The 14,507-nt window shown below is 68.6% G+C and carries 15 protein-coding genes; 2 read left to right on the top strand and 13 right to left on the bottom strand.

The features are described 5' to 3' along the window. Positions 1–9 precede the first annotated feature (9 nt). From ACFFU4_RS14235 to ACFFU4_RS14175, 13 genes are all read right to left on the bottom strand, one after another. The gene (locus tag ACFFU4_RS14235) at positions 10–903 is read right to left on the bottom strand and encodes a bifunctional 5,10-methylenetetrahydrofolate dehydrogenase/5,10-methenyltetrahydrofolate cyclohydrolase (protein WP_377070462.1); all 894 of its coding nucleotides are present in this window, start codon (positions 901–903) and stop codon (positions 10–12) included. Positions 904–980: 77 nt separating this feature from the next. Beyond that, positions 981–2,657 carry a formate--tetrahydrofolate ligase gene (locus ACFFU4_RS14230; RefSeq protein WP_377070461.1) on the bottom strand — a complete coding sequence of 559 codons (1,677 nt, stop codon included), beginning with the start codon at positions 2,655–2,657 and terminating at the stop codon, positions 981–983. Positions 2,658–2,783: 126 nt separating this feature from the next. After that, the gene (locus ACFFU4_RS14225) at positions 2,784–3,380 is read right to left on the bottom strand and encodes an MOSC domain-containing protein (protein ID WP_377070501.1); all 597 of its coding nucleotides are present in this window, start codon (positions 3,378–3,380) and stop codon (positions 2,784–2,786) included. Positions 3,381–3,444: 64 nt separating this feature from the next. Further along, entirely contained in the window at positions 3,445–4,164 is a 720-nt protein-coding gene (locus tag ACFFU4_RS14220) for a methyltransferase domain-containing protein (protein ID WP_377070500.1), read from the bottom strand. A gap of 65 nt (positions 4,165–4,229) precedes the next feature. Next, entirely contained in the window at positions 4,230–6,155 is a 1,926-nt protein-coding gene (gene ftsH / locus ACFFU4_RS14215) for an ATP-dependent zinc metalloprotease FtsH (RefSeq protein WP_377070460.1), read from the bottom strand. 158 nt (positions 6,156–6,313) lie between these two features. Then, positions 6,314–7,549 (bottom strand): tRNA lysidine(34) synthetase TilS, encoded by a 1,236-nt coding sequence (gene tilS / locus ACFFU4_RS14210; RefSeq protein ID WP_377070459.1) that lies wholly within the window; start codon positions 7,547–7,549, stop codon positions 6,314–6,316. Next, on the bottom strand, positions 7,546–8,379 hold the full coding sequence (locus tag ACFFU4_RS14205) for a tetratricopeptide repeat protein (RefSeq protein WP_377070458.1): 834 nt from the start codon (positions 8,377–8,379) through the stop codon (positions 7,546–7,548). The genes tilS and ACFFU4_RS14205 overlap by 4 nt, the downstream gene beginning before the upstream one ends. Positions 8,380–8,389: 10 nt before the next feature. Continuing rightward, complete coding sequence (gene pal, locus ACFFU4_RS14200) at positions 8,390–8,893, bottom strand: peptidoglycan-associated lipoprotein Pal (protein WP_377070457.1); 504 nt, start codon at positions 8,891–8,893, stop codon at positions 8,390–8,392. Positions 8,894–8,958: 65 nt separating this feature from the next. After that, positions 8,959–10,287 (bottom strand): Tol-Pal system beta propeller repeat protein TolB, encoded by a 1,329-nt coding sequence (gene tolB, locus ACFFU4_RS14195; RefSeq protein WP_377070456.1) that lies wholly within the window; start codon positions 10,285–10,287, stop codon positions 8,959–8,961. Further along, the gene (tolA, locus tag ACFFU4_RS14190; RefSeq protein WP_377070455.1) at positions 10,284–11,399 is read right to left on the bottom strand and encodes a cell envelope integrity protein TolA; all 1,116 of its coding nucleotides are present in this window, start codon (positions 11,397–11,399) and stop codon (positions 10,284–10,286) included. The genes tolB and tolA overlap by 4 nt, the downstream gene beginning before the upstream one ends. Before the next feature lie 16 nt (positions 11,400–11,415). Continuing rightward, entirely contained in the window at positions 11,416–11,889 is a 474-nt protein-coding gene (gene tolR, locus ACFFU4_RS14185) for a protein TolR (protein ID WP_377070454.1), read from the bottom strand. A 3-nt stretch (positions 11,890–11,892) separates the two neighbouring features. Continuing rightward, positions 11,893–12,588, bottom strand: coding sequence for a protein TolQ (gene tolQ / locus ACFFU4_RS14180; RefSeq protein ID WP_377070453.1), 696 nt, complete (start codon positions 12,586–12,588; stop codon positions 11,893–11,895). Between the two features lie 157 nt (positions 12,589–12,745). Continuing rightward, positions 12,746–13,414: a response regulator transcription factor gene (locus ACFFU4_RS14175; RefSeq protein WP_377070452.1), complete on the bottom strand. Its 669-nt coding sequence runs from the start codon at positions 13,412–13,414 to the stop codon at positions 12,746–12,748. A 6-nt stretch (positions 13,415–13,420) separates the two neighbouring features. On the opposite strand from ACFFU4_RS14175, the gene ACFFU4_RS14170 reads away from it, so the two are divergent. Together ACFFU4_RS14170 and ACFFU4_RS14165 are read left to right on the top strand one after the other, a co-directional pair. Further along, positions 13,421–13,618 (top strand): hypothetical protein, encoded by a 198-nt coding sequence (locus ACFFU4_RS14170; RefSeq protein WP_377070451.1) that lies wholly within the window; start codon positions 13,421–13,423, stop codon positions 13,616–13,618. A gap of 136 nt (positions 13,619–13,754) precedes the next feature. Then, the gene (locus tag ACFFU4_RS14165; protein WP_377070450.1) at positions 13,755–14,417 is read left to right on the top strand and encodes a redoxin domain-containing protein; all 663 of its coding nucleotides are present in this window, start codon (positions 13,755–13,757) and stop codon (positions 14,415–14,417) included. The last annotated feature ends 90 nt before the right edge of the window (positions 14,418–14,507 follow it).

The raw sequence follows: 14,507 nt of genomic DNA, 5'->3' as shown, positions 1-14,507 counted from the left end.
TTTCCGTTATCATTCCGCCGCGCCGGTATAGGTGGCGCGGTAATGCTCCATCTGCATCCGCGTGGCCAGCACCGCGTTCTGCATCAGCACCGACACCGTCACCGGCCCCACCCCGCCGGGCACCGGCGTGATCCAGCCCGCCACCTCGGCGCAACTGTCGAAATCGGCGTCGCCCACCGTCTTGCCGCCCTCCGGCGTCTCGACCCGGTTGATGCCGATGTCGATGAGCGCCGCGCCGGGCTTGAGCATCTCGCCCGTCACCAGCCCCGGCTTGCCCACCGCCACGAACACCACATCCGAGGCGCGCGAATGCATCGGCACCGAGCGCGTCATGTGATGGCACACCGTGACCGTCGCGCCCAGCCCCATCATCAGGAAGGCGATGGGCTTTCCGACGATCTCGGAATGGCCGATCACCGTCACGTCCAGCCCCTTGAGGCCCAGTGGCAGCGTCTTGAGGATTTCCACCGCCGCCACCGCGGTGCACGGCCCGAGCGCGAGGTCGTTGTAGACGATGTTGCCGATCGAGGCGGGGTGCATCCCCTCCACATCCTTGAGCGGATGCACCGCCTTTTGCAGCGCCTTGACCGGGATATGCGCGGGCAGCGGGCGCTGGATGATGATGCCGTTGACGCGCGGATCGGCGTTGAGCCCGGTCAGCACCCCGGTCAACTGCTCCAGCGAGATGTCCTCGGGATAGGCGCGGGTCTCGAACTCCACCCCCGCCTGTTCCGCGGCGCGGCCCTGGTTGCGCACGTAGATTTCGGCGGCGGCGGTGTCACCTACGCTGACCGACACCAACCGCGGCATCCAGCCTGTCTCGGCCAGCGCCTGCGCCTGCGCGCGGGTCTCTGCCCGCATCCGGGTGGCGATGGCCTTGCCGTCGATGACCTGTGCGCGCATGGTGGTCCTTTCATGCGGGAAGGCGGGGTAAACCCCGCCCTACGCCTTCGGCAGGCCGGGGTCGTCCCGGCCCTGTTTCAGAACAACCCTTCGATCTGGCCCGAATCGTTGAGGCGGATGCTTTCCGCCGCGGGCTTCGACGGCAGGCCCGGCATGGTCATGATCTCGCCGCAGACCACCACGACGAACCCGGCGCCCGCCGACAGCCGCACTTCGCGAACCGGCACCGAGTGCCCGGTCGGTGCGCCGCGCCGGTTCGGATCGGTGGTAAAGCTGTACTGCGTCTTGGCCATGCACACCGGAAGGTTGCCATAGCCCTGCGCCTCCCAGTCCTTCAACTGGTTGCGGATCTTCTGATCCGCCAGCACCTCGTCGGCGCGGTAGATGCGCTTGGCGACGGTCTCGATCTTCTCGAAAAGCGGCATCTCGTCGCGATAGAGCGGGGCGAATTGCGATGCGCCGCTCTCGGCGATCTCGACCACCTTCTGCGCCAGCGCCTCGGCCCCTTCGCCGCCGTGCTCCCAGTGGCGGCTGAGCACCGCCTCGCTGCCCTGCGTCTCGACATAGGCCTTGACCGCCGCGACCTCGGCATCGGTATCGGTGACGAAATGGTTGATCGCCACGACCACCGGCACGCCAAAGGACTTGAGGTTGCCGATATGCCGCCCGAGGTTGGCGCAGCCCTCCTCGACGGCCGCGACATTCTCGGCCCCGAGATCGGCCTTGGCCACGCCGCCATTCATCTTCATCGCGCGCACGGTCGCCACCAGCACCACGCAATCGGGCGCGAGCCCGGCCTTGCGGCACTTGATGTTCATGAACTTCTCGGCGCCCAGATCGGCACCAAAGCCCGCCTCGGTCACCACGTAGTCGCTCAGCCGCAGCGCGGTGTTGGTGGCGATGACCGAGTTGCAGCCATGGGCAATGTTGGCGAACGGGCCGCCATGCACGAAGGCGGGGTTGTTTTCCAGCGTCTGCACGAGGTTGGGCTGCATCGCGTCCTTCAGCAGCACCGTCATCGCGCCCTCGGCCTTGATGTCGCGGCAGAACACCGGCGTCTTGTCGCGGCGGTAGGCCACGATCATCGCGCCGAGCCGCTCCTCCAGGTCCTTGAGGTTCCTGGCCAGGCACAGGATCGCCATGACCTCCGAGGCCACGGTGATGTCAAACCCGCCCTCGCGCGGAAATCCGTTGGCGACGCCGCCGAGGCTCACGTTGATCTGGCGTAGCGCGCGGTCGTTCATGTCCACCACCCGGCGCCAGACCACGCGGCGCACGTCGATATCCTGCTCGTTGCCCCAGTAGATGTGGTTGTCGATCATCGCCGACAGCAGGCTGTGCGCGCTGGTGATGGCGTGGAAATCGCCGGTGAAGTGGAGGTTCATGTCCTCCATCGGCACGACCTGCGCGCGCCCGCCGCCCGCGGCGCCGCCCTTCATGCCGAAATTCGGGCCAAGGGACGCCTCGCGGATACAGACCGTCGCCTTCTTGCCCAGGCGGTTGAGCCCGTCACCCAGCCCCACGGTGGTGGTGGTCTTGCCCTCGCCCGCGGGGGTGGGGTTGATCGCGGTCACGAGCACCAGCTTGCCGGTCTTGTTGCCCTGCACCGAGTCGATGAACGCCTGGCTCACCTTGGCCTTGTCATGGCCGTAGGGCAGCAGGTGATCGGAGGGGATACCCAGTTTCTCGCCGATCTCCTGGATCGGTTTTTTCTGGGCCTCGCGCGCGATCTCGATGTCGGATTTATAGCTCATGTCCGGTCCTTTCCCTGGGCGGGGGTGGGGGTTGTGTCACCCCGCCTATAACGACTTTGCCCTCGCACAAGAGAGGCGAATCCGACATATCCAGCCTCACTTGCGGCGGGCTGTCGCGGGTGCGCGTCAGCGGCGCATACAATCGTGTCCCGACCACGCCGGCTGATCGGGGGTGTGCAGCCGCAGCGTCTCGCCTACCGCGATTCGACCCTCGCGCTCGACCCAGGCGGTGACGCCGCGTCGCCCCTTGGCCGCCGCCTTGAACGCGCGGCCGGTGCCGGGCAGGTGCGCGTCGATCACGCGGGCGGGCAGATGACAGGGACGGTTTGCCATGTCGATGACGAGGGTCGCGCCCGACGGCCCCTGAAGCCGCGACGAGGGCGGCACATGGGTGAAATCGGGAATGCCTTCGACCACCAGCGACGCGCCCAGCCAAGCCGGGGCGAGCGCGTCTGTGCCCATCTCCGCCGCGATCGCCGCCAGTTCCTCGGCTGAGAGCACCGAGAGCTGCCGCACGTTGGCGATCTCGGTGCCTTTCGGGTGCTGCGCCACGACCCGGCTGCACGAGGGGCGCGTGCGCCCGCCATGCGCCTCTCCGGCAATTCCGGCAAAGGTAAGACCTGCCGCCTCCAGCGGTTCGGACGCGAGCGCCGCATCGCGATCCGCAACCCGGCCCAGCCACACGACCCGTGCGGTGAACCCGGTGGGTTTCAAGGCTGGCACGGCGCGCATCCCCGCTTCTTCTTGGGTCCAAATACTCGCCCCGCAGGGCCGCTCTCTGGCCCGCTCACACCGTGAGGGTAAAGAACAGCCGCCGGAACGGGAACAACACCGTACCATCGGTGCGCACGGGATAGGCGGTGTGCATCACCTCCTCGTAGCGGCGGATGATCTCGGCCTTCTCGTCCGGCTCCAGCATTGCCAGCACGGGCCGCGCATAGGTGCTCTCGGTGTAGCGGCGCACCGGGTGGCTGCCGGGCTCGGCGGTCAGGCGCTGGTAGTAATCCGTCTCCCACAGGCGGAACTGTCCCATTCCGGCCAGCAACTCCTCGTAGCGCACCGGTGCCATCACGCCGGGCGTGCCCATCTTTTCGGCCCGGTCGGGGCGGAATTCCTCGGCGAGGCGCAGCCAGACGCGGTGCGAGGGGGCCTTGTTCTGGTGCGGCATCTGCACGGCGAGCGTGCCGCCCTTGCCCAGCATCTGCGCCAGCCGCGGCATCAGTACCTCGTGGTTGCCGACCCAGTGCAGCACCGCGTTGGAATAGATCAGTCCCGGTGTCCGGCGCGGGTGCCATTCGGCGATATCGGCCTGCTGGATGGCGTCGTATCCGCCGCCCGCCCGCGCCTTGTCCAGCATGGCGGGGCTGGCGTCGACACCGACCACGTTGCGCCCGGCGGCGCGCGCGCGCAGCGCCTCTGCCATCGCCCCGTTGCCACAGCCGAGATCGACCACATCGCCCGCGCCCATCTGCGCGACTCCGTTCAGAAGGTCGAGCGCGGGGCGCAGACGCTGATCCCGGAACCGCGCATAGGCCCCGGGATTCCAGTCCTGTTGCTGGGTCGCGGCCCGGCTCACGTCGAGGGCTCGGGCTCCAGCCCGCCATCGCTGCCCTTGCCGCGAGAGGGCTTCGGCTTGGTCTTGGGCACGGAGATGAGCGAGGGCTTCTCGGTCACTGGCGCGCCGCCGTCCGCGTCGTCCGATTCCGGCGGGTCGCCCGCCATCACGCGGCGGATCTCGTCGCCGGTGAGGGTTTCGTATTCCAGCAGCCCCTCGGCCAGCCGCTCCCATTCCTCGCGGCGCTCCTCGAGGATCGACTTGGCGCTCTGGTAGGATTCGTCGATGAGGCGGCGGACCTCTTCCTCGATCAGTTCCTTGGTATGCGCCGAGATCGAGAAGCCGCCCGCGGCGTTGCCCATGTAGCCCTCGTGCGCCTGCTCGTAATCGACATTGCCGACCTTGTCGGACATGCCCCAGCGCATCACCATCGCCCGCGCCAGCCCGCTGGCCTGCTGGATGTCACCCGCCGGGCCGTTGGAGATGTTGTCCTCGCCATACTTGAGGATTTCCGCGGCCTTGCCCGCCATGGTCATGGCCAGCTTCTGCTCGCACTCCGAGCGGTGCCAGTTCAGGCGGTCGATCTCGGGCAGGCTGATGACCATGCCCAGCGCGCCGCCGCGCGGGATGATTGTGGCCTTGTAGACCGGATCGCATTTCGGCAGCGTGAGCCCCACCACCGCGTGGCCGGCCTCGTGAAAGGCGGTCTTTTCCTTCTGGTCGTCTGTGAGCACCATCGAGCGCCGCTCGGCCCCCATCATCACCTTGTCCTTGGCGTTCTCGAAATCGACCATGGTGACAAAGCGGCGGCCCACCCGCGCGGCCATCAGGGCGGCCTCGTTGACCAGGTTGGCAAGATCCGCGCCGGAAAACCCGGGCGTGCCGCGGGCAATGAGGCGCAGGTCCACGTCGGGGCCCAGCGGCGTCTTGCGGGCGTGCACGCCGAGGATTTTCTCGCGGCCCTTGATGTCGGGATTGGGCACTGTCACCTGCCGGTCGAAGCGGCCGGGGCGCAACAGCGCGGGATCGAGCACATCCTTGCGGTTCGTGGCGGCAACGATGATGACACCCTCGTTGCTCTCGAACCCGTCCATCTCCACCAGAAGCTGGTTGAGCGTCTGCTCGCGCTCGTCATTGCCGCCGCCATAGCCGGCCCCGCGCGAGCGCCCTACGGCGTCGATCTCGTCGATGAACACGATGCAGGGCGCGTTCTTCTTGGCCTGCTCGAACATGTCGCGCACGCGGCTGGCACCGACGCCCACGAACATCTCGACGAAATCGGACCCGGAGATGGTGAAGAAGGGCACGCCCGCTTCGCCCGCGATCGCGCGCGCCAGAAGCGTCTTGCCGGTACCCGGCGGGCCCACCAGCAGCGCACCCTTGGGGATCTGCCCGCCCAGTCGGCGGAATTTCTGCGGATTGCGCAGGAACTCGACGATTTCCTCAAGCTCTTCCTTGGCCTCGTCGATGCCCGCCACATCGTCGAAGGTGACGCGCCCGCTCTTCTCGGTCAGCATCTTGGCCTTGGACTTGCCAAAGCCCATCGCGCCGCCCTTGCCGCCGCCCTGCATGCGGTTCATGAAATAGATCCACACGCCGATCAGCAGCAGGAACGGCAGCAGCGAAATCATGAAGGACTGAAAGCCCGACTGCTCCTGGCTCTCGGCCTTGACGGCGACGCCGTTGTCGATGAGCCGCTGCGTGATCTCGGCATCCTTCGGGGCGATCGTGGTGTATTGCGTGCCGTCGGTGCCGCGATAGCGGATCGTTTCGCCGTCGATCGTGGCCTCGCTGACCGAGCCCTTGTCGACCGAAGCGACGAATTCGGAATAGGGGACCGACTGGCTCTGAAGCGTGTTACCCGATCCGCTGAACAGGTTGAAAAGCGCCAGGATCAGCAGGAACAGGATCAGCCAGAAGGCGATATTGCGCGCGTTACCCAAGAGAGATCTCCCGAAATGAGGTCTGGTAGCCCTTAGCACGGGGCATTGGTTTCTTAAATAGATATCGGTGGCCGGGGTTCAATGAAAGATTGGGCCGTTGAACGATCGGTGCCCGGGACACGCGGTCACGAATGGGGACCTGGGGGCCGCGCAAACCCTCACGCCAGAAGCCTGTCGAGGTAGTCATCGAGGCCGCGCAGCAGCTCCAGCCGCCAGCCGTTTTCCCAGCCCGCCAGTGGCGCGGCGATCAGTGTGCCGCCCCGCCACACCCCGGGGCTCGCCAGCGCCGGGCCGTGTGGCAGCCCCCCCGCGCGCCAGCCGGGGCAGGCGCGCAGCCCCGCCGGGCCCAGCGCCGCCACCGTCGCGCGCCCGGTGCCGCCAGTTGCCCGCCAGCGCCCGTCCCAGACCGCGCCTGAGGGCGCGCGCAGCCCCGCCACCGCGCGGTACTCCCGCGACAGCCGCAGATGGCCGCGCACAGCGCTCAGCACGCAGCCCTGCAGGGTCATGCGCCGCCCGGCGCGGGCTGCCCCGAGAAATGCCGCCATCGCGGTGCCGCGCGGCGGATAGTCCCGCCCCGTCATCCACGCGACCCCCGCCACCAGCAGCCGCCGCGCGATCTCGTCGGGCAGGGCATCGAAATCGTCACGCCGCCACAGCAGGTCACCGCCGTCCACATGTGCGATCTCTTCCGCCACGCGGCGCGCGCAGGTGCCAAGCGCCGTGCGTGCCGCGCGCAGCCGCGCGGCGGTGGCCGCCAGCGTGTCCGCGCCGAGGCCGAGCGGGGCGAGCGCCGCGAGGGCCACGCGCGCGCGCGTGCGGGTGTAAGTTGTGTCGTCGTTGGTGGGGTCGTCCGCCCATGCCACGCCCCGCGCACGGAGATGATCGCGCAGGCCGTCGCGTCCGAGCGTCAGGACCGGCCGGTGAAAGGTCACGCCGCCGTCCCGCCAGCGGTCGCGCATCGCTGCCAGCCCGTCGAGGCCCGATCCGCGTGCCAGCCGCATGAGAAAGGTCTCGGCCACGTCGTCGGCGGTGTGGCCGATGGCCACGTCGCGCAGGCCGTGCCGCCGCGCCCAGCCCGCCAGCAGCCGGTAGCGCGCCCGCCGCGCGGCATCGGGCAGGTTGCCACGCGCGGCCTGTCCGTCCCAGCGCAGGGTGTCGTGTGCCACGCCCAGCCCGGCGCAGAGCCGCGCCACCTGCGCGGCCTCGGCCCCGGCCTCGGTGCGCAGACCGTGATCGACGGTTGCCACGCGCAGGGCCGGGCCGCCCTCGTCCTGCCAGTCGCGCATCAGGTGCAAGAGCGCCAGCGAATCGCTGCCGCCCGAGACCGCGACGCCCATGGCGTCGGGCGGGCCCGCACCGAAATGCGCGCGCAGCGCCTCCTCTGCGCCGCTCACGAACAGCCGAGCCGGGCCATCTCCGCGTCCGCCTCGGCCACCGCCTCCGCGCCGGGATAGCGCGCCGCGACCTGTCCCAGCGTTACGCAGGCCTCCTCGGTCTGGTCCAGCCGCCCCAGCGCCCGGCCCAGAAGATAGAGCGCCCGCGGCGCCTCGGCTCCATCCGGCGCGGCGCTGAACGTGTCGAGAAATGCGCGTGCCGCGGCGCTTTGCTGTCCGTCCTCCTCGAGTGCGCGGCCCCGCAGGATACCCGCCTGCCCGGCGAGCGGGCTGCCGGGATAATCGCTGCGGAAGGAGGCGAGCAGTTTGGCGGCCTCAGCATGCTCGCCCGCCTCGAAGGCCGCCTGTGCGCGCTCGAAATCCTCGCGCTCACCCACGGCGAGCTGCGGGCCCTCCGTGTCGCCCTCGTCAGATGCCACGGGTGCCGTCCCGCCGCCGGTCTCCGCGGCGAGGCCGCCCAGCGTGTCGCCCGGCTCCAGCCCGGCGATGTCACAGCCCGGCTCCAGTTCGCACAGACGGAATTCCAGGTCGCCCAGCCGGTTGGTGCCGTCGCTTGCCACCCGGGCGATGCGGAATTCCAGCTCTTCGGTCTGGTCCGTCAGATCGCGCAGCCGCGCCTCGATGGCGTTGACGCGGTCGAGCAGCGGCCCGCCGCCCGCAGGCTGCGCCGCCCCGCCCGTCGTGCTCAGCTCGCGCTTGAGCTTCTGCAACTCGACGAACAGCACCGCCAGCTCCTGCCGGATGTCGGCCAGCGTTCCGTCGTTCTGCGCCGCCGCCCCGACGGGTGCCAGGAGCAGGGCAGCGGCGAGGGCCTTGAGCGTCGCTCGCATGGCCGGCACCTCAGCTCGTCGGTCCGGCGGTGAGCACCGTCACCGCGCGCCGGTTCTGGGCATAGCACGCCTCTTCACTGCAGATCTCGATGGGGCGTTCCTTGCCATAGCTTACCGTGCGCAGCCGGTTCCCGGCCACGCCGCGGCTCACGAGGTACTCTTCCACCGCGCTGGCGCGCCGCGCGCCCAGCGCGAGGTTGTACTCGCGGGTGCCCTGTTCGTCGGCATGGCCCTCGATCGTGGCGGTGAAATCGCGGTTTTCCATGAGCCACCGCGCCTGCGCGTCGAGCGTCGCCTGCGCCTGCGTCGACAGCGTCGACTGGTCGACCGCAAAGAGGACGCGGTCGCCCACCGCCTCCTGGAAATAGGCCGGCGAGGCCGGGTCCGACGCCGCGCCCGAGAGGCCCGCGCCGCCCGCGCCCATCCCGCTGCCATCGGCAAAGCGGTCGGGGTTGGTGCAGGCTGCGAGGCTCAGCGCCGCCAGCACGATCATTGTTTTGCCCAGATAGGTCATGGTGATTTTCCCTTGTTGTTGTCGGTGTCATAGCACAGGCTGCGCCCCGAGGAAACGCGCCCCGGTCACTCCTGCAACGGGCCCCAGGACGGGTCGCTCGCGCCGCCTGAGGTGGCCACCTGCCGCAGGTTTCGCCCGGTGATGTCCACCGTGTAGAGCCGCGATTCGCCGCGTTCTCCCCGGGTCTCGCGGGTGAACATGATGACCCGCCCGTTGGGGGCCCATGTCGGTCCCTCGTCGAGGAAAGAGGCAGTCAGCAGCCGCTCTTCGCTGCCGTCGGTGCGCATCACCCCGATATGGAACCGCCCCTTGGACTGCTTGGTGAAGGCCACCATATCACCGCGCGGCGACCAGACCGGCGTGCCATAGCGCCCCTGGCCGAAGCTGATGCGCCGGGCCTCGCCGCCGCGCGCCTCCATAATGTAGAGTTGCGGGCTGCCTGAGCGGTCGCTCTCGAAAACGATACGGCTGCCGTCCGGGCTGTAGCTGGGCGCGGTTTCGATCGAGGGGGCGGCGGTCAGCCGTGTGCTCTGACCGCTGGCGATGTCCATGGTATAGAGATCGGTATTGCCGCCCTGCGTCAGCGAATAGAGCACCGTGCGCCCGTCCGGCGAGAAGCGTGGCGCAAAGCTCATCGTGCCGTCCATCGTGGGCAGCACGCGGCGGCCCACATCGGCGACATCGAGCAGGTAGATGCGCGGGAATCCCGTCTCGTAGCTGGTGTAGAGCACCCGGTCGCCGGTGGGTGAGAAGCGCGGGGCGAGAACGATGGTCGAGGCGTCGGTCAGGTAGCTCAGGTTTGCGCCGTCGTAATCCATGATCGCCAGCCGCTTGGCGCGGCGGTCCTTGGGCCCGCTTTCCGAGACGAACACCACCCGGCTGTCGAAGTAGCCGCCCTCGCCGGTGATCCGGGAATAGACCTGGTCTGCCACCTTGTGCGCGATCCGGCGCCAGCCGTCCTGCTCGCCCACCAGTTGCTGGCCACGGCCCAGCTCCTGCCCGGCGAACACGTCGTGGATGCGGAACCTGACCACCAGCCGCCCCGCGTCGTCGAGGCGCACCGCGCCGGTGACCAGGGCCTGCGCGTTGATCGCCCGCCAGTCGGCGAATTGCACCGGGCTGTCGAAACTGGTTATGCGCCCGATATGCGCCTGTGCCGGGATTTCGCGGAACAGGCCCGTGCCACTCAGGTCGGCGGCGATGACGCTGGCGATACGGCTGGCGAATTCGCCCGCCCGCGCGGTCTCGGCGACAAGATCGGGCACCGCGAAGGGCATCGGCTCGATAACGCCTTCGGTGATCTCGAGGCGGAGCGGGCCGCTGTCCTGCTGGGCAGTGGCCGGTATCGCCCAGAACGCACAGGCTGCGAGGAGAGTCAGGAAAGAACGCATCATTTGATCCTCATTTTCTCCGGATTGAATGTCATTTCGATGTCGCGCCATCGCGCGTATTTCTCACTTGGCAGGTCATAGCCGTCGGCGCCGCAGCGGATGATGGCCCGGCGCGCCGCCTCGAAGGCCTGCCGCGCGGCATTGGCCGTGCCGCCGGAATGGCTCAGCATGCGGATGCTGGCGATGTCGGGCCTGCCGGTCTCGGCCATTTCCACCGCCACCACCACGGTGGTGGCGAGCGCGTCGGAGCTGAGGCTGCCGACGTTCCAGCATTGCTGCACGGCCACGCGCAGCGCGTCCTTCTCTCCCGCCGAGAGCGGCGGGCCCGAGGCGGGGCGCGTGGCAGGGGCGCTCTCCTCTCCCAGCGCGGCGGCGAGCGCGTCGCTCACCGCGTCGCGGTCAGTCTCGGGCGGGGTGGGTTCTTGCGGCGCAACCGTCGTTTCGGTCCCGGAGGATGCCGGGCGCGCAGGACGCGCGCGCGGGCGGACAGATGCGGCGGGCGCCGGGGTCTCGGGGCGCTCGGCCTCGGTGACGATTTCGGTCGCGGCCTCCTCGGGCGCGGTTGCATCCTGCTCTTCCTCGGCCATTTCCGCGCCCTCCTCGGGAGTCACCTCGGGGCGCGCCACGTCGTCGATGCGCGTATCCGGCTTGGGCGGGGCCACCGCCTCGGGGGCCACGCGAGGCGCGGGGCGCGGCTGCGGGCGCAGCGAGCTCTCGGGCACCAGCGCGGCGGTGTCCTCGGCGGGCGCGCTCAGCGCCGGGGCCGCGTCGGTGACATCCGCCGGGGCCGGTGCGGGGCGCGCGGGCACCTCGGGCACGCTGTCGGGGGGCGGCGTGCCGCGCGCCTCGGGGGCGCGCGCCTCGGGCGCGGCATCGGCCTCCGATGACAGCGTCGGCGCGGCCTCGCCCGCGGCGGGGGGCTCGGGCGTATCGACATCGGCCACTGCCTCGGGCGCGCTCTGCCGGGCCATGATGGCGGCGTATTCCTCGGAGGACACGGCAACCGCCTCGACCACCTCGACCTGCGGCGGGTCGGAGCGGAATACGCCACCGAGAAACACCCAGCCGATCAGGCCCAGATGGGCCACCCCCGATATGATCTGACCGGTGTTCACACGCGGCACCCCCGGCCTAGCCGCCCCGCCCGTCGAGCGCCGGGCCGCCGGTCTCCGTCACCAGCCCGATATCGGCGAATCCGCCGCGGTTGAGTGCGCCCATCACCTCCATCACCGCGCTGTAGGGCGCGTTGCCGTCGGCGCGCAGGAACACCCGCGTGCTCTCGCGTTCGGCGGCGATGGCGCGCAGCCGCGACAGCAGGTCCTCGCGCGGTACCTCGGTGGTCTGGATGCTCACCCGCCCGTCGGCGGCCACCGTCACGGTGAGCGGCTCCTCCTGCTCGCCCGGCAGGGCGTTGGCGGCGGTTTTCGGCAATTCCACCGGCACCCCCACCACCAGCAGGGGCGCTGCCACCATGAAGATGATCAGGAGCACCAGCATCACGTCCACGAACGGCGTGACGTTGATCTCGGCCATCGGCCGCGTGCGCCCGCGCCCGCGCCTGCGGCGTCCGCCGCTGTCCCGGTTCTGAACCACCCCCGCGCCCATGCCCTAGCTGTCCAACTGGCGGCTGAGGATGGTGGCGAACTCGTCGGCAAAGGCCTCGTAGCCTGCCACGATCCGGTCGGCATCGGCGCTCAGCTTGTTGTAGAAGATCACCGCCGGGATCGCTGCCAGCAGGCCCAGCGCGGTGGCCAGAAGCGCCTCGGCGATACCGGGGGCGACCACCACAAGGCTGGTGTTCTGTTGCGCCGCGATGGCCATGAACGCATGCATGATCCCCCAAACCGTGCCAAACAGCCCGATGAACGGCGCGGTGGAGCCCACCGTGGCCAGCACCTGCAGCCCGCCTTGCAGGCGGTCGGCTTCCTTGGCGATGGCCACGTCCATCGAGCGGTCGATCCGCGCGGTCGCCCCCGCGATCAGATCGCCGTCATCGCGGTGGCTGCGCCGCCATTCGATCATGCCGGCGGCAAAGATGCGCTCGGACTGCCCGTCCGGATCTGGCCCGATCTCGTCGAACAGGCCGTCGAGCGGCTCGCCCGACCAGAAACGCCGGTCGAACACCGCCGCCTCGCGGCGCGCGCCGCGATAGGTGATGAGCTTCTGTATGATGATCGACCACGACCAGAAGGATGCGAGGATCAGCATCAGCATCACCAGTTTCACGATGAACGTCGCGCGTGCGAAGAGTGCCCACATGGAGAAATCCATCTCCTGCGCCAATGCGAGGGTTTCCGCTTCCATTTGCCTGCCTTTTGCCTCTCGTGGCCGTTTGCCGACCTTATCAAGGCACAAACTACCCGATTTCCAGGGGGAAAGCCATGCGCATCCGTGTCCTCGCACGCGCTTGACCGGGACAGAACAGACCTGCGGCGGATATTCGCTTGGTGCCGGTGCGGGGTCAGTCGCCTTCGGTCAGCATGTAGCCGCGCCCGTGCACCGTGCGGATGCGTCGCGCGCCCTCGTCCGGGCTGTCGAACAGCTTGCGTCGCAGGCGGCTGATGATGCCGTCCACCGCCCGGTCGCTGATGGCGTGACCACCGCCGCGCGCTGCGGCGATGATCTGCTCGCGCGATAGCACCACGTTGGTGCTGGTGGTGAGCACCATCAGCACGTCGAACTCGTCCGGGCTGAGATCGATCTGCTGCCCGCCGACGCTCACGATGCGGAGCACGCCGCAGATTTCGATATCGTCCACCCGCCGCAGGAAACCGTCGGGCACCGGGCGCGCGCCGCCCGCATCCCTGGGCGTGATGACGGTGCGCCGCAGGACTGTGCGGATGCGCGCGCAGAGTTCGCGCGGGCGCACCGGTTTGACCATGTAGTCGTCGGCCCCCATCTCGAGCGCGAGCACCATGTCGATCTCGTCGCCGCTCTGGCGCAGCATCATTATCCCGGCGGGCGAGTCGCGGCGCAACTCGCGCACCACGTCGAACCCGTCGCGCCCCAGGGCGCGGTCGCCCACGAGGCAGATATTCACCGCCTCGCGCTTCACCGTCTCGGCGACGGTCAAGGCATCGTCACTTTGCGCGAGGGTGAATCCCTCGCTTTGAAGGCACCCCGCGAGCATTGCGGAATGCTCCCTGTCATCGTCGATGATGAACGCCCTGAGATGCAGCAAATTATTGCTCCAAAATGGAAAATCAATAACGACAAGGTAACAGAAATGGCATCGCTGCGTCAAATTCAGCACCGCCCGGATGACGATTTCATGATCCGCAAACTTGCATTTTCACAAGCTTGTACAACCGTGCCGCATTTCGGACACATTTGAACGAACAATAACCAGTGTTGCGATGCCTGACGAAGCACAACAGCAGGCAGAGATCGCCGGAGCGCCGAAACACGGAGACAAAGGAGTAAGAGAAATGAGTGTCCAGTTTTTCACTCCCCGCGGGCCGAAGAACGAGATGATAAAGTTGCCCACCGCCCTGCGCAAAACCGTGCGCTGGCTGCCGCAGATCGGCGATGTCTTTCCGGATTTCAACGTCGAGACGACGGAGGGCGATCTGAATTTCTGGGAGTGGGCAGAAGGTTCGTGGATTCACCTGTTCAGTCACCCGGCGGCCAACACGCCGGTCTGCACCACCGAGATGGCGGCGATCGCCGCGATGGCGCAGGATTGGCGGCAGGTCAACGTCAAGCACCTCGCGCTCAGCGGTTCGACGCTCGACGAGCAGCGCGCCTGGCATGGCGATATCGCGCGGCTGTTCGGGCTGGAGGTCGATTTTCCCTGCGCCCATGACGCCGGTCTGCACCTGTCGCGCCTCTTCGGCATGATGCACGACAAGGAAGACGGCACCCGGCCCATCCGAAAGAGTTTCCTCATCGACCCGGGGATGCATGTGGCCATGCTGTTCGAATACCCATTATTCGTGGGCCGCAACATCGAAGAATTGCTGCGCGTGGTCAATGCGTTGCAGATGCACGCCAGCACCGGTGCGGCGACGCCCGCAGACTGGCACGGCGGCGACATGGTCATCATTCCCGACAACCGCTCCGAGACGGAGGTCATCCGTCAGTTCGGCATGGGCTCCGAGCAGCTTCTGCCCTATCTGCGGGTGGTGGGCTAGGCCCGATCGCGGGGCGGCGCGTGCCGCCCCGCCGTCACCGCCGCCCGTGCCACCACCATGGGCGCGGGCGGAGGGCGCGGGCGGGGGCTC

The sequence above is a fragment of the Roseovarius ramblicola genome (assembly GCF_042430665.1).
Lineage (GTDB): Bacteria > Pseudomonadota > Alphaproteobacteria > Rhodobacterales > Rhodobacteraceae > Roseovarius > Roseovarius ramblicola.
Note: the sequence above shows the minus strand (reverse complement) of the source record. Positions and strands in the feature narration are given on the sequence as shown.

Coding starts and splice junctions, on each gene's coding strand:
- ACFFU4_RS14170 (WP_377070451.1), top strand. CDS start 13,421: ATGCTCCCTGTCATCGTCGATGATGAACGCCCTGAGATGCAGCAAATT.
- ACFFU4_RS14175 (WP_377070452.1), bottom strand. CDS start 13,414: ATGCTCGCGGGGTGCCTTCAAAGCGAGGGATTCACCCTCGCGCAAAGT.
- ACFFU4_RS14230 (WP_377070461.1), bottom strand. CDS start 2,657: ATGAGCTATAAATCCGACATCGAGATCGCGCGCGAGGCCCAGAAAAAA.
- ACFFU4_RS14205 (WP_377070458.1), bottom strand. CDS start 8,379: ATGCGAGCGACGCTCAAGGCCCTCGCCGCTGCCCTGCTCCTGGCACCC.
- tolB (WP_377070456.1), bottom strand. CDS start 10,287: ATGATGCGTTCTTTCCTGACTCTCCTCGCAGCCTGTGCGTTCTGGGCG.
- tolR (WP_377070454.1), bottom strand. CDS start 11,889: ATGGGCGCGGGGGTGGTTCAGAACCGGGACAGCGGCGGACGCCGCAGG.
- pal (WP_377070457.1), bottom strand. CDS start 8,893: ATGACCTATCTGGGCAAAACAATGATCGTGCTGGCGGCGCTGAGCCTC.
- tolQ (WP_377070453.1), bottom strand. CDS start 12,588: ATGGAAGCGGAAACCCTCGCATTGGCGCAGGAGATGGATTTCTCCATG.
- ACFFU4_RS14165 (WP_377070450.1), top strand. CDS start 13,755: ATGATAAAGTTGCCCACCGCCCTGCGCAAAACCGTGCGCTGGCTGCCG.
- ACFFU4_RS14235 (WP_377070462.1), bottom strand. CDS start 903: ATGCGCGCACAGGTCATCGACGGCAAGGCCATCGCCACCCGGATGCGG.